We start from the raw sequence: 20,227 nt of genomic DNA on the forward strand, positions 1-20,227 counted from the left end.
CACACCGCCTCCCCGGTGCCGGGCATGAGGCTCATCAGCGGCCCGCCCCGAGAGTGTCGGCGCCGGGGTAGCCGCCGCCGCCGAAGCGCTCGTCCAGCGCGTCGTAGTCCTTGGCACCCGCTGCCGTACGGGGAAGCGCGTCGAGGAACTCGACGGTCTTGGGCTTCTTGTACGAGGCGATGCGCTCGCGGCAGTGCCCGACCAGCTCGTCCGCTCCGGCCTCGGCGCCGTCGTGGAGGACCACGACCGCCTTGACGTCCTGCGCCCAGCGCTCGTTCGGGACACCGATCACCGCCGCCTCGCGCACCGCCGGATGCGACTCCAGGCAGTTCTCCACCTCGGCGGGGAAGATGTTCTCGGCCGCGGACTTGAGCATCCGGGTCGTGGTGCCGAGGAAGCTGATCGTGCCGTCGCTCTCTCTTCGGCCGAGGTCGGTGGTGTGCCACCAGCCGTGCCGGAAGCGCTCGGCGTTGATCTCGGGCCGGTTCCAGTACCCCAGGTGCACCAGATCCCCGCGCACGCAGATCTCCCCGGCCTCGCCGGCCGCGCACTCCCGGCCATCGCGGTCCAGGATCCGGACCATCGCGAACGGGCCCGGCCGGCCCGCGTTCCCAATGCCGGCTCCCCCGAACGCCGACGTGACGGGGAGCCCGGTCACCTCGGTCTGCCCGTAGACGCGGCCCTCGCCGCCGCCGTTGCGGGTGAAGCGGCTGGTGTCGGTGGTCGCCATGCCCTGCCACAACTGCGGGGCGATGCTGGCCCGCAGGAACGACAGGTCGTGCCCCGCGTCCTTGTTGAGCTCGACGAGGCGGGCGATGGTCGGCGGCATGAGGTAGGCATGCGTGCACCGCTCACGGACGAGCAGCGGGAGCAGGTGCTCGGGCTCGGCACGGCGTACCACGACGTTCTTACCGCCGTGGACGAACACCGGCATTCCCCAGATCTGGTAGTTGCCGATGTGGAACATCGGGCCGGCATTGAGGAAGGCCGCCTCCTGGCCGATGTCGCCCATCCAGGCGGAACTGGTGCCCATCGCCAGCAGGTTGCGATGCGAGAGCATCGACCCGCACTGCCGGCCGCTGATCGCCGCCGTGTAGATGACCATCAGCGCGGTGTCGGGATCGACCTCCAGGCCGGGGTCCTCGTCGGCGCCGGACGCGAGGAAGGACTCGTACCCGTCGTCGCCGTCACCGTCGTGGCGCAGCCACAGTGCCGTATCGCCGGCCACCTCGGCGCGCGCTTTCTCGACGGTCTCGCCGATCTCCTCCTGCTGCCAGACGATCACCTTCGGATCGAAGTCCTCGATCGCGAAGACCATCTCCGGCACCGCCCAGCGCCAGTAGCCGGGGCAGACCATGGCGCCGATCTTGGCCGCGGCGCCCAGCAGCTCGTAGACGCGGAACGAGTTCTGGCCGAGCCACAGGATCCGGTCTCCCGTCCGCACGCCCGCGCCGGTGAGCGCGTTGGCAAGCCGGTCGGTCCGGGTGTCGAGCTCGGACCAGGTGAGACGCAGGTCGCCGTCGACGAGCGCGTCGGCGCCGGCGTAGGAACGGCGATGCTCGCGGATCACATCACCGAAGGTCATGCGACGGATCGTGGTCACAGGCACTCCTGTACGGGCGAGGGCGGACTCAATGGGCGATAACCGCTTGAATAGTATAACTATTTAGCTGAAATAGCCACAGTCGGCAGGGTGGCGCCGATCGTCAGGGACGGCGCTCGCGCCCCTCGTCCAGCGGCCGGAACTCCTCGTCCTCCCACCACGGATAGATCGGCGGCATGTCGGAGCTGACCCGCCCCGGGAAGTCCGGCGGGCGCTTGGCCAGGAAGGACTCGATGCCCTCGACCGGATCCGGGCCGCCGCCGATCTGGCTCATGATCCGGGAGTCGAGCCGGTGCGCCGTCATGGGGTGCGGCTCACCGAGCATCCGCCACATCATCTGGCGGGCGAGCGCGACCGACACCGGCGCCGTGTTGTCGGCTATCTCACGGGCGATCCCGCGAGCGGCGGGCAGCAGTTCGTCCGGCTCATGCACGGACAGGACCAGACCGGCGGCGTGCGCCTCTCCGGCGCCGAACAGCCGCCCGGTGGCGACCCACTCCATCGCACGCTGCACCCCCACCGCTCTCGGCAGGAACCAGCTGGACGCCGATTCGGGGACGATCCCGCGGCGGGCGAAGACGAACCCGAAGCGCGCCGTCTCGGAGGCGAGCCGGATGTCCATCGGCAGGGTCATGCTCGCCCCCACGCCCACCGCGGGGCCGTTGATCGCGGCGATCACCGGCTTCGTCGACGCGTACAGGCGCAGGGCCAGCCGGCCGCCGATGTCCCGGTGCCAGGGGCCCGCCTCGCGATGGTCGAAGGAACCGCCACCCGCGCTCACGTCGGCGCCCGTACAGAAGGCCCGTCCCGCACCGGTGACGATCACGGCGCGCACCTCGTCCTCGCGGTCCGCCTCGTCGAGCACGGCGAGGAGGTCGTCCATCATGCGCGGCGTGAAGGCGTTCAGCCGGTCGGGACGATGGAGCGTGACCGTCAGGACATGGTCCGTCACGTCGGTCAGCAGCGTCCGGCACTCCCGCCGGGCTCCTCCGGTCACGGCCACCCCTCCATCGCGAACATCAAACGCTCTTTCGTATATTTAGTTAGACCATTCAACTATGCTGACCTTTGACGAGCAACCCATGTGGAGGTCCGATGTACGGCCTGTCCCCCGACCTGGCGGTGACCGCCCACGGGCCGATCCGGCTGGTGGAGCTGAACCGTCCCGACCAGCTGAACTCGGCGAGCGAGGGCCTGCACACCGCGCTCGCCGAGGTGTGGGACCGCATCGCGGCCGACCCCGGGGCCCGCGCCGTCGTGCTCACCGGGCGCGGGCGCGCCTTCAGCGCCGGCGGCAACTTCGAGGTGATGACCCGGGTTCAGCGCGACGCGGCGTTCCGGGACCAGAATGTCAACGAGGCCCGCCGGATCGTCACCGGCATGGTGCGCTGCCCCCTGCCCGTGGTCGCGGCCGTCAACGGCCCCGCGGTCGGGCTGGGCTGCAGCCTCGCCCTGCTCAGCGACCTCGTGCTCATCGCGGAGGGCGCCCACCTGGCCGACCCGCACGTCCAGGTGGGCCTTGTCGCGGGCGACGGCGGAGCGCTGGTGCTGCCGCTGATCGTAGGGCTGGCCCGCGCGAAGGAACTGCTCTTCCTGGGCCGCAAGGTCGATGCCGAGGACGCCGTCCGGCTGGGGCTCGCCAACTCGGTCGTCCCCAAGGACGCGGTGCTGGAGGAGGCCATGAAGCTCGCGCGGCGCCTGGCGGAACTGCCCGTCCAGGCGCTGCGCGATACCAAGCGAGCAGTGAACCTCCATCTGGAGCAGGCGATGGCGAGCGTCCAGGAGGCCGCACTGATCGCCGAGCGGGAGAGCATGCACTCCCGTGATCACGTCGAGATCGTCCAGAAGCTCCTGTCCAAGGGCTGATCCGGCACGTTCTGGAGCCTGCCCGCAGGGCTCGCCCGATTCGCCGTCACACCGCGGCACACCGATCGCGTCAGGAGTGGAAATGGACTTCGCCTTCGACGAGGCCCAGGAGGAGCTGCGCCGGACGGTGCGCGCGTTCCTGGAGGCCACGGCGCCGGAATCCGAGATGCGCCGCGTCATGGAGACCGAAGCCGGGTACGACCCCGCGCTGTGGAAGCGGATGGGAGCCGAACTCGGCCTGCAGGGGCTCGCGGTGCCGGAGCGCCACGGCGGTGCGGGCGCCGGTCCCGTCGAGATCGGGCTGGTCATGGAGGAGATGGGACGCGCCCTGCTGTGCGCGCCGTACCTGGCCAGCGCGGTGCAGGCCACGACCGCGCTGCTGCACAGCGACGATGAGGGGGCTCGCTCGGAACTCCTCCCCGCCCTGGCCGCTGGGGAGCGCATCGGGACGCTGGCGCTGACCGAGGATTCGGCACGGTGGGACCGCCAGGGCGTCACGCTGGCGGCCCGCCCCTGCCAGGACGGCGGCTGGCTGCTCGACGGGCACAAGACCTTCGTCCTCGACGGCGCGCAGGCGGGCATCGTCCTGACCGTGGCACGGACCGCCGACGGGATCGGCCTCTTCCGGGTGGACGGTGACGCCACCGGGCTCACGCGCACCGTCCTGCCCACGCTCGATCCCACACGGCGGCAGGCCCGCCTTGAGTACCAGGGCGTCTGGGCGCATCGGTTGCGCACCCGGGGCGACGCATGGGAACTCGTCGAACTGGTTCTGCACCACAGCGCCGCGGCCTTGGCGGCCGAGCAGGTCGGCGTGGCCTCCCGGGCACTGGACATGGCGGTGGAGTACGCGAAGGTGCGGCATCAGTTCGGCCGGGCGATCGGTTCCTTCCAGGCCGTCAAGCATCTCCTGGCCGATGTGCTCCTGGAGGTCGAGTCCGCCAGGGCGGCGGCCTACGCCGCTCTGCTGGCCGCGCAGAACGGCGATCCGGACCTGCCGGCGGCGGCGAGCCTCGCCAAGGCGTTCTGCTCGGACGCGTGTGTGAAGGCCACCCAGGACAACATCCAGGTTCACGGCGGCATCGGGTTCACCTGGGAGCACCCCGCGCACCTGTACTTCAAGCGCGCGAAGACCTCGCAACTCCTGCTGGGCGACTCCGCCTATCACCGGGAACTGCTGGCAGAGGCGATCGGCCTGTGACCGCGGCATCACGTCCAGGAACCGGGAACCACCAGGAGGGACCATGTATCCAGGAACGTTCGCCGAATCGTCCCCCGCACTGCCGGCCGTCATCATGGGCGGGTCCGGCGAAGTCGTGACCTACCGCGACCTCGATGGCCGCTCCAACCGCATCGCCCACCTGCTCCGCCGCCAGGGGCTGCGGCCGGGCGACACGCTGGCGGTGCTGAGCGGGAACCGGCCCGAGGTCTTCGATCTCGCCTGGGCGGCCCAGCGCTCGGGGCTCCAGCTGACGATGGTCAATCACCATCTCACTCCCGAGGAGTCGGCCTACATCGTCGGTGACAGCGGCGCCAGGGTCGTGGCGGCGACGCGGGATCTCGCCGGAACCGCCGAGGCCCTGCGCCCCGGAGAACTCCCGAGCATCGAGCGACGGCTCATGATCGGTGGCACGATCCCGGGCTGGGAGGCGTACGAGGAGGCTCTCGAAGGGATGCCGGAGACCCCGATCCCGGACGAGTGCGAGGGCGACATCATGCTCTACTCGTCCGGGACGACCGGACGCCCGAAGGGCATCCGCCGTGAGGTGCGCGCGACCCCCATGGGCACCCACCCGGACGTCCCCGGGCACTGGCTCCGCGAGTCCCTGGGCATGCGGCCGGGCGATGTCTACCTGTGCCCCGCCCCGCTCTACCACGCCGCTCCCCTGGCCTGGTCGATGGCCTGCCACCGCACGGGATCGACCGTTGTCGTCATGGAGCGCTTCGACGCCGAGGAGACGCTTCGGCTGATCGAGCGGCACAAGGTGACGCACGGCCAATGGGTGCCGACGATGTTCGTCCGCATGCTGAAGCTGCCCGGGGAGGCCCGCCACCGGTACGACCTGTCGAGCCTGCGCTGGGCGGTGCACGCCGCGGCGCCTTGCCCGGTGCCGGTGAAGCGCCGGATGATCGAGTGGTGGGGGCCGATCCTGTTCGAGTTCTACTCGGCGACCGAGGGCATCGGCGCGACCGCGATCACCTCCGAGGAGTGGCTGCGCAAGCCGGGCTCGGTCGGACGGCCGCTCATGGGGCGTCCGCACGTCCTCGACGAGCACGGCGGTGAACTCCCGCCCGGCGAGGTGGGCGTGGTCTGGTTCGAGGGCGGCACGCCGTTCGAGTACCGCGGCGACCCGGGCAAGACCGCCGCGGCGACGAACCGCCGAGGATGGCGGACGGTCGGGGACATGGGCCGGCTCGACGAGGACGGCTTTCTCTACCTGACGGACCGTGCCATCAACCTGATCATCTCCGGCGGGGTCAACATCTACCCGCAGGAGGTGGAGAACGTCCTGGTCGACCATCCCGACGCCGCCGACGCCGCCGTCCTCGGCGTACCGGACCCGGAGATGGGCGAGCAGGTCAAGGCGGTCGTCCAGCTGGAGGAGGGGCGGCCGGCGGACGCGGACACGGCCGGGCGGCTGTTCGAGCACTGCCGGGCGCACCTGGCGGGCTACAAGTGCCCGCGCTCGATCGAGTTCACCGGCGAGCCGCTGCGCACCCCGGCGGGAAAGATCCGCAAGGAGCCCTTGAAGCAGCGCTTCGGCATCGGGCCGGGCACCTTCACCCGGCCGGGGAACGAGCCCGTCCGAGCTTCGGAATCAACTAACTAGTACAATCATCTAACTACTCATGAGGTGAAGAGAGGGCTCCGTGGACATCAGCTACCCGCCCGAGGCCGAGGCGTTCCGGGCGGAGGTCAAGGGCTTCCTCGCCGAGCACCTTCCGGCGGACTGGCCCGGAATCGGAGCACTGGACGAGGAGGCCGCGTGGGAGTTCGCCCGGCGATGGCGTGAACTGCTCGCCGGACGCGGCTACCTGTCGATCGCCTGGCCGGAGGAGTACGGGGGCCGCGGCCTTTCGAAACTGCACCAGGTCGTGCTCGTGGAGGAACTGGCCCGCGCCGGCGTCCCCTTCGGCCTGCCGCAGGACACCTTCGGCGTCAAGATGCTGGCGAACACGCTGCTGCGCTGGGGCACGGAGGAGCAGAAGAAGCACTTCCTGCCCCGCATCCTGAGCGGCGAGGACACCTGGTGCCAGGGCTACTCGGAACCGGACGCCGGATCCGACCTGGCCTCGCTGACCACCCGCGCCGACCTGGACAAGGGCGACGGTGAGGCGGGCGGGGAGTGGGTCATCAACGGGCAGAAGGTGTGGACCTCCGGAGCCCACCACAGCGACTGGATCTTCGTCCTGGCCCGGACCGACCAGGCGGCTCCCAAGCACCGCGGCATCTCGTTCCTCCTGGTGCCGCTGGACCAGCCTGGCGTGGAGGTGCGGCCGTTCCGGATGGCCGGCGGGCAGATGCACTTCAACGAGGTGTTCTTCACCGGGGCGCGCACCCGGGCCGACCTCGTCGTGGGAGGAGCCGGCAACGGCTGGACGGTGGCCCAGAGCCTGCTCGGCGTCGAACGCGGCGAGGAGGCCGCCACCAACCCCATCCTCTTCAAGGCCGAACTCGAACGGCTGGTCGAGCTGGCGCGGACGTACGGCAGGGACCGCGATCCCGTGATCCGCCAGCGCATCGCCTGGTGCTGGTCGAAGGTGGAGATCATGCGCCATCTGGGCTACCGGATCCTGACCGGCTGGCTCAAGGGCGGCGAGCCCGGCCCCGAGTCGTCCATCGCCAAGCTCTACTGGAGCGAGTACCACCTCCAGGTCACCGACCTGGCCATGGACATCATGGGCATGCACGCCCAGGTGCCCGCCGGCCGGCCACCGCTGCGGACCTACCGCACCGACGATCCCGGCGCCGCGAACTCCTCCGGCTCCTGGGCGGCCACGTACCTGATCGCCCGCTCCGGGACGATCTACGCCGGCACCTCCCAGGTGCAGCGCAACATCCTCGCCGAGAAGGTGCTCGGCCTGCCGCGCGAGCCGCGTCCGGCCTAGGAGGCCCTCGGGGCACAGGCCCGCACACCGACCGTTCCCCCTGAATTGGAGATGCCATGACCGACCTTTACGACGGGTTCGGCTCGCTGAAGTTCGACCGTCCCGCCGCCGGCGTGCTGCGGCTCGTCCTGGACGCCCCCAACCTCAACGCCGTGGGCCCGCGGATGCACCGCGAACTGGCCGACGTGTGGCCGGTCATCGACCGTGACGCGGAGACGCGCGCCGTCGTGGTCCAGGGCGCAGGCAAGGCGTTCTCCGCCGGAGGCACCTTCGACTCCATCGAGGCGATGGTCGAGGACTACGCGGTGCGCGTCCGCGTGATGCGGGAGGCCCGCGACATGGTCTACGGCGTGCTGAACTGCGCCAAGCCGGTGGTGTCGGCCATTCAAGGGCCCGCTGTCGGAGCCGGGCTGGTGATCGGCATGATGGCGGACATCTCCATCGCCGGCCGCACCGCGAAGATCGTCGACGGGCACACCCGGCTGGGCGTCGCCGCGGGTGACCATGCCGCCATCTGCTGGCCTCTGCTGTGCGGCATGGCCAAGGCCAAGTACTACCTGCTGACCTGCGAGGCGCTCACGGGTGAGGAGGCCGAGCGGATCGGCCTGGTGTCCAAGTGCGTCGACGACGGCGGCGAGCAGGACGAGGCCCTGCGCGTGGCCACCGGCCTCGCCGCGGGTTCGGTCAGCGCCATCAGCTGGACCAAGCGTTCCCTCAACCACTGGTACCGCTCCGCCTCCCCGATCTTCGAGGCCTCCCTCGGCCTCGAGTTCCTCGGGTTCGGCGGGCCGGAGGTCCTGGAGGGCGTGGCCTCGCACAGGGAGAAGCGCCGTCCCGACTTCGAGGCGGTGGGGCGGAAGAGCCCGCTCGACCTCTGAGCGGACGGGACGGCGCGTGTGCGGCGGAGGACGACGCGGTCAGTCGATGAGTTCGAGGAGGGTCTTGGGCCCGGCGGAATTGACCACGTCGTCGGCCGCGGTGATGTGGCGATGCCACAGCTTGGCCGCCTCCTCGGCCTTGCCGGCCTCGATGAGGTTCACCAGCCGCACATGCGCCCGGTGCCCCTTGCGCGCCTGCGCCGCGTGCTCGGGGTCGGAGCCCTCCGCGGCGACATGCGCCGCGTTCGCGCGGTCCACGATGTACCTCAGCATCCCGGCCAGAAGGATCAGGGTCTGGTTCCCGGTCAGCTCCACCAAGAGCCCGTGGAACCGGTCCTGGGCCTCCACCAGGGCGTCCGGATCCTCCAGCGCGGCCTTCTCGGCGTCCAGCGCCTCCCGCAGCCGGGCGACGGCGCCCGCCGGCGGCTTCTGCGCCAGCGCCCGCACGCACGCCGGTTCGATGATCGCGCTCGCCCCGAACACGTCGCCCAGCGATGTGTGGCGGTACTCCAGGATCAGTCCCGCGTACCGTGCCGCCACCTCGGGATCGGGAGCGCTCACACGCGCCCCGCCGTGGACACCGCGGCGCACCGTGATCAGCGACTCGGACTCCAGCACCCGGAACGCCTCACGCAAGGTGGGGCGCGACACCCCGAACTGCTCCATCAGCGCCGACTCCGACGGCAGGACGTCGTCCACCGCCAGCTCGCCACGGATGATCTGACGACGCAACGCGCTCGCCACGAGTTCCGCCGTCTTGGGCACCCGGACCCGACGGCCCACTCGCGCACGCCCCGCGACAGGGACGGCGGAGACCTCCGTCGATGGAACGGCCCGCGCTACCTCAGCCACTTCTGACACCCCTCCGGACACCTTGCAAGAACAGTCAGATGATTTCAACTAGCGCAACAAGAGTATCAGGATCCCCCATTGTGCGGCGGCTTCCGTCAAGACCCCCGCCTTGTGATCCAGGCCACTCCAGGAGGCCCCCTCCCGGCCTCTTCGGGCCATCATCGTCACCAAGAACACAAAAAGGCTAACTAATTTACATATCTAGCTCTTTCTGGATACGCTGCGAACGGGATGACATCGCCGGGCTCGGCCCGGAACGAAGGAGTCGTCGATGACGAAGACCAAGGCCAAGCCGGTCGCCGAGGAGCTCTTCACCTGGCCCTCCGACGACCCGAGACTCATCGGCTCGCAGTGCGCCGGCTGCGGGCTGGTCGCCTTCCCCGCGGCCGGCCAGTGCGCGCGCTGCGGCAGCGAGGAGACCGCCCGCCGGCCGCTGTCGAACGAGGGGACGCTGTGGACGTTCACGACCCAGGGGTTCCGCCCGCCGTCCCCGCCCTACGACGGCTACGACACCGCCGAGACCTTCCAGCCGTACACGGTCGGCTATATCGAACTGCCGGACGGTGTCCTGGTGGAGGCCCGGCTGACCGAGCCCGACCCGGCGGCCCTGACCATCGGGCAGCCGATGCGCATGGTGGTCGTCCCCTACAGCGTCGCCGACGACGGCACGCAGATCCTGACGTTCGCGTTCGCGCCGGCCGGCGCCGCTGAGGAGGCGTGATGGAAGCGGTCATCATCGGCGTCGGGCTGCACCCGTTCGGGCGCTTCCCCGGGAAGTCGGCCATGGACATGGGCGCCGAGGCCGTCCGGCTCGCACTGGCGGACGCGGGCGTCACGTGGCCCCAGATCCAGGGCGGCTTCATCGGCAGCCTGGAGGTGGCCAACCCGGACGCCATCGTCGGCCGGCTCGGCCTGACGGGCATCCCCCTGCGCGGCGTGTTCAACGGCTGCGCGACCGCCGGCACCGCGGTCTCGATGGCCGCCAGGGCCATCGAGACCGGCGAGCACGATCTCGCCATCGCCATCGGCATGGACAAGCATCCGCGCGGCGCGTTCGCGGCGGACCCCTCGGTCGCGGGCCTGCCCGACTGGTACGGGCAGACCGGCATGTTCCTCACGACCCATTTCTTCGGCATGAAGATCAACCGCTACATGCACGACCACGGCATCACCGAGCGGACACTGGCCCGGGTCGCCGCCAAGAACTTCCGCAACGCCGCCGGCAACGAGAAGGCGTGGCGGCGCACGCCGCTGACCGTGGATGAGATCCTCGCGTCCCCGATGCTGAACCACCCGCTCCGGCAGTACATGTACTGCGGCCCGGACGAAGGCGCGGCGGCCGTCGTGCTGTGCCGCGCGGAGCAGGCGCACAAGTACACGTCCGCCCCTGTGCGCGTCCGGGCGAGCGTCCTGCGCAGCCGGAGGCTGGGGGCCTTCGAGGTGCAGAGCCCGGCGATGCCCGCCGGAGAGCACGCGCCGAGCCCGAGCGTGGACGCCTCACAGGCGGCCTACGAGGCGGCGGGGATCGGCCCCGAGGACGTCCAGATCGCGCAACTCCAGGACACCGACGCCGGCTCCGAGATCATCCACATGGCCGAGAACGGGCTGTGCAAGGACGGCGAGCAGGAGCTCCTCATCGCCGAGGGGGCGACCGAGCCCGGCGGCCGGCTCCCGGTCAACACCGACGGCGGCCTGATCGGCAACGGCGAGCCCATCGGCGCGTCCGGCCTCCGCCAGATCCACGAGATCGTGCACCAGCTGCGCGGCACCGCGGGAGCACGGCAGGTCCCCGGCTCGCCTCGGGTCGGCTACACGCACCTGTACGGGGCGCCCGGCGTCTCCGCCGTCACCATCCTGTCCACCTGACCCGGCCCACGCGGTCGGCGAATCGCCCAAGGAGCACACCGATGGCCCACGAAACCGACGGCGGCGTCGGCGACCTGCCGGCGTTCACCGCCGAGGTCCGCGCCTTCCTCGACGCCCACGCCGCGGCCGGGGGCGTGGGAGCGGGCAAAGGAGAGGGTAAGTCGTTCGCCTGGGGTACGGGCGACGATCGGGTGGCCTACTTCAGCTCGGATCCGCCCGAGGTGGAGAAGCGCAAGATCCAGGAGGCGCGGGACTGGCAGCGCACCCGCTACGAGAACGGATTCGGCTGGATCACCGGTCCCGGTGAGTACGGCGGCCGGGGGCTGACCCCGGTGCACGAGATGGTCTACAACGCCGTCGAGGCGGAGTACGGCGTGCCGGACACCGGCGTCCTCAGCGTCGTCGGCCTGGGCATGATCGGACCGACGATCCTCGCCCACGCCCGGCCGCACGTGAAGGACCGCTGGCTGCCCGAGATGTACCGGGGCGATGCCATCGCCTGCCAGCTGTTCAGCGAGCCCGAGGCGGGGTCCGACCTGGCGAGCGTGCAGACCCGTGCGGTCCGCGACGGGGACACGTGGGTCATCAGCGGCCAGAAGGTGTGGACGTCGGTGGCGCACCACAGCCGGATCGGCCTGGCGCTGACCCGCACCGATCCCGACGCCCCCAAGCACAAGGGCATCACCGCGTTCCTGGTCGACATGACCCTTCCGGGTGTCGAGGTGCGTCCGCTCCGCCAGATGACCGGCGGATCCGACTTCAACGAGGTGTTCCTCAACGAGGTCCGGGTTCCGGACGATCACAGGCTGGGCGAGGTGAACGGCGGCTGGACGGTTGCGCTCACCACGCTGATGAACGAGCGCGCCACCGTCGGCGGCGACGACGGCGGGCCGGCCGCCGGGGCACTGTCACCGGAACGGCTGGCCGGGGTGATGCGGGCCACGTGGACGCTGGACGACCACGGGGTCCGGGGACGAGTGGCCGAACTACTGGCGGACGTGATGGCCACCGACCACCTCAACGCACGGGCGAGGCGGAGTATGCAGGCCGGCGTGACGCCCGGCCCGGAGATGTCGGTGTCCAAGCTGATGTACGCCCAGAACCTCACCCGCGCCGCGCATCTGGTCACCGACGTGTTCGGCCCGCGCGCCATCGCGGACTCGGGCGAGTGGGGCACCTACGCGTGGTCGGAGCTGCTGCTCGCCACGCCCGCCCTGCGCATCCTCGGAGGAACCGAAGAGATCATGAAGAACATCCTCGCCGAGCGGGTGCTCGGCCTGCCCAAGGAACCGGGGATCGACACCAAGTCGCCGTTCCGTGAGCTGCGCCGTTCCGGGTCCGGGAAGGAGACGGCATGAGCGAGGTCGCCGAACTCTCCGAGACGGAGCTGGACGAGCTGCGATCCGCCGTGCGGTCCTTCCTCGACGCCAAGTCGCCGGAGGAGGCGGTCCGCAAGGCGATGGAGAGCGAGCCCAGGTACGACCCACAGGTGTGGGCGCAGATGGCGGAGCAGCTCCGCCTGCCAGGGCTCGCGATCCCCGAGGAGTACGGCGGGGACGGCTTCGGCCACGTCGCGCTGGGCGCGGTACTGGAGGAGATGGGCCGGGCCCTTGTCTGCTCGCCGTTCTTCGCGACGGTGGTGCTCGCCGCCCAGGCGCTGCTCGCCTCGGGCGACGCCGACGCGTGCGCCCGCCACCTCCCGGGGATCGCGGCGGGGACGACGACGGCCGCCCTCGCGGTCGCGGAACGGACCGGCGCCTGGGACCCGGTGCAGATCACCACGAAGGCCGTCCGGCGGAGCGAGGACGCCGCCGGAGGGTGGGAGCTGACCGGCACGAAGTCCTTCGTGATCGACGGCACGTCGGCCGACCTGCTGCTGGTGATCGCGCGCACCACGGCGGGGCCGTCCCTCTTCACGGTCGACCGCGACGCCCCGGGTCTCACCGCCGAGCCGATGGAGACGCTGGACGCGACCAGGGCCCTGGCACGGCTGCAAATGGACCGCACGCCCGCCCTGCTGGTGGGCGCCGACGGCGCGGGCGGGCGGCTGATGGCACGCATCCTCGACCTCGCCGCCGTGGGACTGGCCGCCGAGCAGGCCGGTGGCGCGGCACGGTGCCTGGAGAGCAGCACCGCCTACGCGGGCACCCGCGTACAGTTCGGCCGCCTCATCGGCAGCTTCCAGGCGGTCAAGCACAAGTGCGCGGACATGCTGGTCCAGGTGGAGCTGGCACAGGCCGCCGCGCGGGAGGCGGCGCGGCTCGCCGACCTGGGGGACGCGGGGTTCGCCGCGGCGGCCGCCGCCGCCCACCTGACGTGCTCCCGTGCGTACCTGGTCGCCGCGACGGAGAACATCCACGTCCACGGCGGCATCGGATTCACCTGGGAGCACCCGGCGCACCTGTACTTCCGCCGGGCCAAGTCCGCACAGCTGCTGTTCGGGGGGCCGTCCGCGTCCCACGAGCGGCTCCTGGAGCGGCTCGGAATCTGATCTCCCTACGCCACCCGGTACGGCCCGCCGCGCCTGCGGCGGGCCGTACCGGTTCGGACTGAGCCGTGCCGATCGGGCCGGACTCAGCGTGTTCATGCCGCCGACGGAAACGACGTGGCCCCGGACGGTGCTTCCGCATCGTCCGGGGCCAGGCCATGCCCGCTCAGCGCCCGCTCAGGTCCCCGCTCAGCCGAGGACCACACGGGGGTCGTCGCTGCCACAGCCGCAGCGCTCGGTGAGAACCCGGCCCCGCGTGTCCAGGACGATCTCGTCCAGGCCGGTGCCGCGCTTCTCCCTGACGGCGGCCACGGCGAGGACTCCGTCCCGTTCCGACACGTGCCATTCCGACCGGTTGACGTGGGCGCCCGAGCGCTCCGCGCACTCGATCGCCAGCGCCGGCCCCAGCGGAGCGATGATCCCCGCTCGCACTCCGGCCGCGCGCAGCCGCTCGGCCGCTCCGGGACGGACCAGGATGACCGGCGTGTCGTGGAAGAGATCACCGATCATGACCTGGCCGCTCAGCGCCTCAAGGGTGTCGGCGGAGAGTCCGAGCAGCGCGTGCAGGTCCAGCTCGCGATGGAAGACCCTGGTGCGCGCGTGGTCCCACCCCATCGCCTCTGCCGTCCCGTAGGTCGCCCCGAGGTTGCGCAGCGCCTCGATGACCGGCTGGAACCAGGCTCCTTCGTGACCCGAGAAGCTCACCAGGGCACAGTGACCGCGTTCGAGGCCCAGTGCCTGCAACCGCTCCTGCGTCCAGGCGGCGTCCCGGGCGAGGTCGTCCCAGGTGACCTCGTACTCCGCGACGCCGTCCGGCCGCTTGACGGGGACGAGGTACGCGGTGGCCGGGTGATCGAGCATGCAGGCGCGGGCGAGCGTGTCCCTGCGCACCATCACTGCTTCACCACCCTCGGGAACTTCGCCACGCTCCGCACGGTCGACATCAGCTCCTCCTCGGTATGCAGTTCCAGATCCGGTTCAACACCGGTTCGCTTGCCGATGCCCTCGCGGAGGCGCTCGGCCAGGTCACCGGTGTCCGCGGTGGCGGACGGGTCGTACCCCACCCGGACGTGCAGCCGCTCCACCTCGCGCGAAGACCGGACGATCTGGAAGACCCCGGCCGCCGTCTCCGGTTCCGCCTCCACGGCCTGCCACACATCGCGCAGTACCACGGGCCTTCCCCGGACCACGGTCTCGTCGCCGCGCCTGCCGGCCACCCACATGCGCGCGTGCGTGCGCCCGCAGGCGCAACCGTTCCGGGTGAGGCGCACCAGGTCCTCGCTGCGGTACCTGATGAGCGGCGCGGCCCGGTTGTCCAGGTCGGTGGCGACCAGCTCGCCCATCGCACCGTCGTCCACCGGCTCGTAGGTCGAAGGGTCCAGGCACTCCGCGAAGACCGTGTCCTCCCACAGGTGGAAGCCGTCGTGCTCGCGGCATTCCCAGGCGGTACCGGTGTCGGCCGCGCTCGTGTACTCGAACAGCTCGATGCCCCACTCGTCCTGCACCTTCCGCCGCATCCGCGGGCTGATCGGCTGCCCTGCGCACGCGGCCCCCTTCAGGGACGAGAAGATCTCCTTAAGGTCGTGCTCGTGCTCCAGGTGCTCCAGTTCGACGAGCTGCGGGTACATGAGCTGGATGTACGCCGGCCGGTAGCGCCGGACAACCTCCAGCGTCTCCGGCATGCGCCCGAACCAGGTGTCGGCCGAGATCACCACCGCCCCGAGGGCGTGGTAGCCGTAGTCCATGAGGTTCCGGAAGGTTCCCGGCGGGCTGAGCACCCGGTCGCCCGGCCTCAGGCCCAGCTCCCACAGGTCCCGCAGCTGGGCGGTGACCAGGGGCGGGGCTCCGTCCCAGATCTCCGCGAAGAACTCCGGATCTCCCGTGGTCCCGGAACTGGACGTGATCGAGGTCAGCTCGGAGGGCGCCACGCAGAGCAGTCCGCCGTACGAGTCACCGGAGCGCGCCCGGTACTCGCGCAACATGTCCTTGCTGAAGGAGGGGATCCGCTCCTGGAAATCCTCCAGGGTCTTGACGTCCCGCGGATGCACGCCGTGGGAGTCCCACAGCTCCCGGTAGAAGGACGAGTTCTCGTAGACGGCGGGCAGCAGCTCCAGGATCCGCCGTTCCTGCACTTCCCGGAGCGCTTCCCGAGGCATCGTCTCCACCTCGGGCTCCAGGTATCTGTCATCCGGCATGTGCCCTCCTCGTCCTCGGGGCATCATCACCTGAATCACTCAAATCAGTCAACTGATTCAGCTGAATAATCTCAGCTATCGGCACCCGTGGCCGCCCCCTCGCCCGCCGGACGCCATGTCGCGGCGAGCAGGACCAGCGCACCCAGCACCCCCGCACCGCCGGCGGTCAGCGCTCCGGCACCCGCGTCCAGGACGCGATCCAGCCCGAGCGCCCGGTCGAGGGAGATCCGCCCAGGGCCGAGCAGGGCGAGGGCCACGTTGACCACGGCGAGGACGAGCACGTACTCGTATCCGTCCTTGAACACGAAGAATCCGTTCCCGCGATGGGCGGCCACCCCCGCGACCACCATCGTCCCGACCACGAAGGCGCAGGCGAACGACGTGAGGAGCCCGAGAACCAGGGCGGCGCCCGCCGCGATCTCGCCCGCCCCGCTCAGCAACGCGTGCAGTTTCGGGGGGCGCATCCCCATCGATCCGAACCAGCGGGCCGTTCCGGCCAGGCCACCTCCTCCCCACAGGTGGTTGTAGCCGTGGGCCATCATGGTCGCCCCCACGACCCCGCGCACCAGCAGAGCCGCCACGTCCACCGACGTCATGCGCCATCACCTCACCCTTCACACGCTTCCTCGAGGGAGTTAACGCTAGCAAGTTTTATTTATATAGCTATATTGAGGACACACGTTTCCGCGCGAGAGAGGACGGCCGATGAGCGGCGCACTCCCGTACCAGATGATCGACTTCGACACCCACTCCTACGAGACCACGGACTGCTTCACCCGCTTCATGCCGAAGGACAGGCTCGACACCGCCGTCCAGCCGGTGACGCTCGCCTCCGGGGACCAGGCCCTGCTGGCCAACCACCGGATCGTCAACGCCCTCGAGAACCACCTGGACAAGGCCTACGTGCCGGGATCCCTGGCCGAGATGCTCCGGCAGCGCTCCCAGGGGGACGCCGTGGACGCCGAGCGGTTCTTCGAGGAGATGAAGGACGAGTACCTCGACCGGGACGCCCGCCTGGCCAAGATGGACGAGCAGGAGATCGAGCGGGCGCTGATGTACCCCGGCGGCTGGGGCCTGCTCGCCGAGGCCTACCTCGACGGCATCGAGCCGCTGTACGACAACCTGCGCTCCTTCAACAGGTGGATGAACGAGGACTGGGGCTTCGCCTACAAGGACCGCATCTACGCCCCCGCCATGCTCTCGCTGCGCGACCTCGACCACGCCGTCGCCGAACTGGAGGCGGTGCTCGACGCCGGCGCCCGCTTCATCCTGCTCCCCGCAGGCCCGGCCTACGGCCGGTCTCCGGGCGACCCTTACTTCGACCCGTTCTGGGCGCGGATCAACGAGGCCAAGGCGCACGTCGCCTTCCACATCTCCGAATTCCACTACCAGGCCAACGTCGCCTCGCACTGGGGCTGGGGCCTCGTCCCGCCCTTCCAGTTCTCCGCCTGGCAGTGGCAGAACACCTACGGCGAGCGGCCCATCACCGACACCCTCTCGGCGCTGATCTTCGACAACCTCTTCGGCCGCTACCCCAACATCAACGTCGTGGTCAGCGAGTTCGGCGCCGAATGGGTGCCGCACTTCCTCAAGCACATGGACAAGAGCCGCGGCATGGGCCGCAACGGCGTCTGGCTCGGCGGACAGCTCGCCGAGCGGCCGAGCCGCGTGTTCCACCAGCACGTCAAGGTCGTCCCCTACCCCGAGGACGACATCCTCGGCCTCGTCGACCGGCTCGGGACCGCGGACTCGCTGGTCATGGGCTCGGACTGGCCCCACGCGGAGGGGATGGCCGACCCGCGGGACTACTTCGAGAAGGTCGCCGGCCTCGGCGAGGAGAACCGCAGGAAGTTCCTGCGCGACAACGCGCTGCCCCTGCTGTCCTCCTGACCGGGCCCGACCACGGACCAGGATTCCCGCCACAACACGTAAGCCGTTCCACCACGAGCCGGCCGGCATCGGGTGGAGCGACTTACGCATGGGCCTCGGGAGACCGGCACTCCGGTCAGGATCACATCCGGGACAGCATGCCCAGTGCCGTCACGGCCGTGGCACCCGCGTCGACCGGCAGCACGGCGGCGGTGATCCAGCCGCTCTCGTCACCGGCGAGGAACAGCGCTGCCCAGGCGACGTCCCAGGCGCAGCCCTCGATCTGCAGCAGGTTCGCCTTGCGGCGCGCTTCGCGGCCCTCATCCCCGCCGTGGTTCCCGATCGGGGTGTGCAGGTGGCCGGGCACAAGGCAGTTCACCCTTATCCCGAAGCGGCCCCACTCGTAGGCGAGGTCCGCGGTCAGCGCGATCACCCCCGCCTTTGAGGCGCCGTAGGCGCCGCTCCCGAATGCGCGGACGGCCGCGACCGAGGAGACGTTGACGATGGAGCCGCCACCGGACGCCCGCAGGTACGGCAGCGCGGCGCGGCACGTGACCATCGTCCCGCGCAGGTTGACCTCGACGACCCGGTCCCACCGGCGCCGATCCGGGTCGTTCACGGCCCCGCCGGTGACGCCGGTGTTGTTGACGAGCACGTCGAGCCGCCCCGTCTCGGTCACGAGACGCTCCGCGGCGCGCTCCACGTCCGCTTCGTCGGTCACGTCCGCGGCGAGCGGCAGCGCGCGCCCACCCTGCCGCTCAATGAGGGCGCAGGTCCATCCCGCACGCTCGGCGTCGGTGTCCAGCACGCCCACGGTGGCTCCCTGTGCGGCGAGAAGAACCGCGGTGGCCGCCCCGGTGCCGAGGAAGCCCGGGTCCGGGCCACCGCCCCCGCCGGCCACCAGAGCGGAGCGCCCGTGCAGCCGGTCCCCGCGCAGCCGCAGCGTCGCGGCCCTGCTGCGAGCCCTCTCCGCGTCCCGATGGTTCATCACGGCCTCCCAGGTCGATCGGCGTTCGCCGTAGGCGGGGAGCGGCGTCGCCCATGCCGCCCTCATCAGGCCGTCACCAGGGATGACGTCCCGTAGATACAGGTTAAATATATAACGAATCTCTTTACTTGTTCTTGTTGCACTGTTACGTTCCTCACACGCGCACGGCTCTGAGTCCGGCGCGCGCCCTGGAGCAATCCTCGGGGCCGCCGCCCTTCTGTCACCGGCGCCCCGTCTACGAGGGAGACACCTGATGACCAGACCATTTCGCCTGCTCGGAACCGTCTGCCTCAGCGCCGCGGCTCTCACCCTCGCCGCTTGCGGCGATTCCGGCGAGGAGGCGTCGGGCGGCACCGTCAACCCCGCCCTCACCAAGTCCGAGATCAAGATCGGGATGATCGTGTCGAAGACCGGGGCCAGCTCCTCGTCGAGCAAGAGCGGAGCGGACGCCGCCCTTGCGTGGGAGCGCTGGGTCAACGCCGGCCAGGGCATCGCGGGGCACCCGGTCAAGGTGATCATCAAGGACGACAAGAGCGACGGCGCCAGCGCGACGGCCGCCGCCAAGGAACTCCTCGCGGATCCGCAGGTGCTGTCGATCAGCACCGAAGCCGCCAACACCGAGCAGCCGGTGTCCGCCGTGCTCGGCGGCCAGGACGTCCCCATCATCGGCGCGACCGGCTACCAGACCAAGATCTGGACCGGGTACCCGAACTACTTCCCCACAACGCCTCAGGCGTTCCCCGGCAACGTGCTCGCGCAGTTCGCCGCGGCCAAGGCGGTCGGCGCCACCAAGTGGGGCTCCGCCTACTGCGCCGAAGTCGCCGCCTGCAAGGAGGCCACCGCCCTGTACGGGCCGGCCGCGCAGCAGGTGGGCCTCCAGCTCACCGGATCGGTCGCCGTGTCGACGACGGCGCCCAACTACACGGCCGAGTGCCTGCGGCTCAAGGAGAAGGGCACCGACTTCCTCCAGATCTCGATCGCCCCGGCGGCCGGCCACAAGCTCATCTCCGACTGCACCGCCCAGGGGTACAAGGGCTACTTCGGCGCCACCGCCGGCTCGGTCAACGCCGAGCTCACCAAGGTGCCGAACGTCAAGCTCGCCGGCGGTCTCCAGGGCTTCCCCTGGTGGGCCGACGACCAGCCGGTCACGCAGTTCCGCGACGCCATGCAGAAGTACGCACCGGACGCCGACCACGAGAACCCGGCCGCCACCGCGGTCTGGACCGCTCTCGAGGTGACCCGCAAGGCCGCTGCGAACGTCGGCGACAAGCCGGCCCGCAAGGACATCATCGCCGGTCTGCACACGTTCAAGGACGAGGACCTCGGCGGCCTGCTGCCCCAGAAGCTGACCTACGCGGAGGGCAAGAACGGCCCTGCGATCAACTGCGTGTGGCTGTACAAGCTGGAGAACGGCAAGTTCACCAGCGCCCCGCTCTCCGGCCCGTCCGGTAACAGCGTCACCAGCGGCCCGCTGAAGACCGACTGCGTGACCGCCCCCACCGCGGGCTGAGA

The 20,227-nt window shown here is 70.5% G+C and carries 18 protein-coding genes; 11 read left to right on the forward strand and 7 right to left on the reverse strand.

Features of this window, described 5'->3' with window-relative positions; all coding sequences use genetic code 11:
- Window positions 1-34: 34 nt before the first annotated feature.
- Both ACQPXG_RS26850 and ACQPXG_RS26855 read right to left on the reverse strand, forming a co-directional pair.
- Window positions 35-1,585, reverse strand: a complete 1,551-nt coding sequence (locus tag ACQPXG_RS26850; protein WP_433461882.1) for an AMP-binding protein — start codon at window positions 1,583-1,585, stop codon at window positions 35-37.
- 121 nt (window positions 1,586-1,706) lie between these two features.
- Complete coding sequence (locus tag ACQPXG_RS26855) at window positions 1,707-2,600, reverse strand: crotonase/enoyl-CoA hydratase family protein (RefSeq protein ID WP_433461883.1); 894 nt, start codon at window positions 2,598-2,600, stop codon at window positions 1,707-1,709.
- Window positions 2,601-2,698: 98 nt separating this feature from the next.
- Here ACQPXG_RS26855 and ACQPXG_RS26860 point away from each other — a divergent pair, with 98 nt between their 5' ends.
- The 5 genes from ACQPXG_RS26860 to ACQPXG_RS26880 all read left to right on the forward strand — a co-directional run bounded on the left by ACQPXG_RS26860 (window position 2,699) and on the right by ACQPXG_RS26880 (window position 8,457).
- Window positions 2,699-3,469: an enoyl-CoA hydratase/isomerase family protein gene (locus ACQPXG_RS26860; RefSeq protein ID WP_433461884.1), complete on the forward strand. Its 771-nt coding sequence runs from the start codon at window positions 2,699-2,701 to the stop codon at window positions 3,467-3,469.
- Between the two features lie 82 nt (window positions 3,470-3,551).
- A complete protein-coding gene (locus ACQPXG_RS26865) occupies window positions 3,552-4,670 on the forward strand; it encodes an acyl-CoA dehydrogenase family protein (RefSeq protein WP_433461885.1) in 1,119 nt (372 codons plus the stop codon).
- Between the two features lie 43 nt (window positions 4,671-4,713).
- A complete protein-coding gene (locus ACQPXG_RS26870; RefSeq protein ID WP_433461886.1) occupies window positions 4,714-6,300 on the forward strand; it encodes an acyl-CoA synthetase in 1,587 nt (528 codons plus the stop codon).
- Between the two features lie 40 nt (window positions 6,301-6,340).
- Entirely contained in the window at window positions 6,341-7,579 is a 1,239-nt protein-coding gene (locus ACQPXG_RS26875; protein WP_433461887.1) for an acyl-CoA dehydrogenase family protein, read from the forward strand.
- A 56-nt stretch (window positions 7,580-7,635) separates the two neighbouring features.
- Window positions 7,636-8,457, forward strand: a complete 822-nt coding sequence (locus tag ACQPXG_RS26880; RefSeq protein WP_433461888.1) for an enoyl-CoA hydratase/isomerase family protein — start codon at window positions 7,636-7,638, stop codon at window positions 8,455-8,457.
- Window positions 8,458-8,496: 39 nt separating this feature from the next.
- Here the strand turns inward: ACQPXG_RS26880 and ACQPXG_RS26885 are convergent, their stop codons facing one another.
- Window positions 8,497-9,240, reverse strand: a complete 744-nt coding sequence (locus ACQPXG_RS26885; protein ID WP_433461889.1) for a FadR/GntR family transcriptional regulator — start codon at window positions 9,238-9,240, stop codon at window positions 8,497-8,499.
- 340 nt (window positions 9,241-9,580) lie between these two features.
- Between ACQPXG_RS26885 and ACQPXG_RS26890 the strand changes: the two genes are divergently transcribed.
- The 4 genes from ACQPXG_RS26890 to ACQPXG_RS26905 are packed head-to-tail and all read left to right on the forward strand — an operon-like array spanning window position 9,581 to window position 13,666.
- On the forward strand, window positions 9,581-10,030 hold the full coding sequence (locus ACQPXG_RS26890; RefSeq protein ID WP_433461890.1) for a Zn-ribbon domain-containing OB-fold protein: 450 nt from the start codon (window positions 9,581-9,583) through the stop codon (window positions 10,028-10,030).
- Window positions 10,030-11,175 (forward strand): thiolase family protein, encoded by a 1,146-nt coding sequence (locus tag ACQPXG_RS26895; protein WP_433461891.1) that lies wholly within the window; start codon window positions 10,030-10,032, stop codon window positions 11,173-11,175. The genes ACQPXG_RS26890 and ACQPXG_RS26895 overlap by 1 nt, the downstream gene beginning before the upstream one ends.
- Before the next feature lie 41 nt (window positions 11,176-11,216).
- Entirely contained in the window at window positions 11,217-12,533 is a 1,317-nt protein-coding gene (locus ACQPXG_RS26900) for an acyl-CoA dehydrogenase family protein (protein ID WP_433461892.1), read from the forward strand.
- Entirely contained in the window at window positions 12,530-13,666 is a 1,137-nt protein-coding gene (locus ACQPXG_RS26905; RefSeq protein WP_433461893.1) for an acyl-CoA dehydrogenase family protein, read from the forward strand. The genes ACQPXG_RS26900 and ACQPXG_RS26905 overlap by 4 nt, the downstream gene beginning before the upstream one ends.
- Before the next feature lie 186 nt (window positions 13,667-13,852).
- Here ACQPXG_RS26905 and ACQPXG_RS26910 read toward each other — a convergent pair whose 3' ends face one another.
- The 3 genes from ACQPXG_RS26910 to ACQPXG_RS26920 all read right to left on the reverse strand — a co-directional run bounded on the left by ACQPXG_RS26910 (window position 13,853) and on the right by ACQPXG_RS26920 (window position 16,454).
- A complete protein-coding gene (locus ACQPXG_RS26910) occupies window positions 13,853-14,557 on the reverse strand; it encodes a hypothetical protein (RefSeq protein WP_433461894.1) in 705 nt (234 codons plus the stop codon).
- Window positions 14,557-15,858, reverse strand: coding sequence for a phenylacetate--CoA ligase family protein (locus tag ACQPXG_RS26915; protein ID WP_433461895.1), 1,302 nt, complete (start codon window positions 15,856-15,858; stop codon window positions 14,557-14,559). The genes ACQPXG_RS26910 and ACQPXG_RS26915 overlap by 1 nt, the downstream gene beginning before the upstream one ends.
- Before the next feature lie 71 nt (window positions 15,859-15,929).
- Window positions 15,930-16,454: a DoxX family protein gene (locus tag ACQPXG_RS26920; protein WP_433461896.1), complete on the reverse strand. Its 525-nt coding sequence runs from the start codon at window positions 16,452-16,454 to the stop codon at window positions 15,930-15,932.
- Between the two features lie 109 nt (window positions 16,455-16,563).
- On the opposite strand from ACQPXG_RS26920, the gene ACQPXG_RS26925 reads away from it, so the two are divergent.
- A complete protein-coding gene (locus tag ACQPXG_RS26925; protein ID WP_433461897.1) occupies window positions 16,564-17,748 on the forward strand; it encodes an amidohydrolase family protein in 1,185 nt (394 codons plus the stop codon).
- A gap of 121 nt (window positions 17,749-17,869) precedes the next feature.
- Here ACQPXG_RS26925 and ACQPXG_RS26930 read toward each other — a convergent pair whose 3' ends face one another.
- A complete protein-coding gene (locus ACQPXG_RS26930) occupies window positions 17,870-18,781 on the reverse strand; it encodes an SDR family NAD(P)-dependent oxidoreductase (protein WP_433461898.1) in 912 nt (303 codons plus the stop codon).
- Window positions 18,782-18,968: 187 nt separating this feature from the next.
- Here ACQPXG_RS26930 and ACQPXG_RS26935 point away from each other — a divergent pair, with 187 nt between their 5' ends.
- The gene (locus ACQPXG_RS26935; RefSeq protein WP_433461899.1) at window positions 18,969-20,225 is read left to right on the forward strand and encodes an ABC transporter substrate-binding protein; all 1,257 of its coding nucleotides are present in this window, start codon (window positions 18,969-18,971) and stop codon (window positions 20,223-20,225) included.
- The last annotated feature ends 2 nt before the right edge of the window (window positions 20,226-20,227 follow it).

The sequence above is a fragment of the Spirillospora sp. CA-128828 genome, from assembly GCF_050945415.1.
Taxonomy (GTDB): domain Bacteria; phylum Actinomycetota; class Actinomycetes; order Streptosporangiales; family Streptosporangiaceae; genus Spirillospora.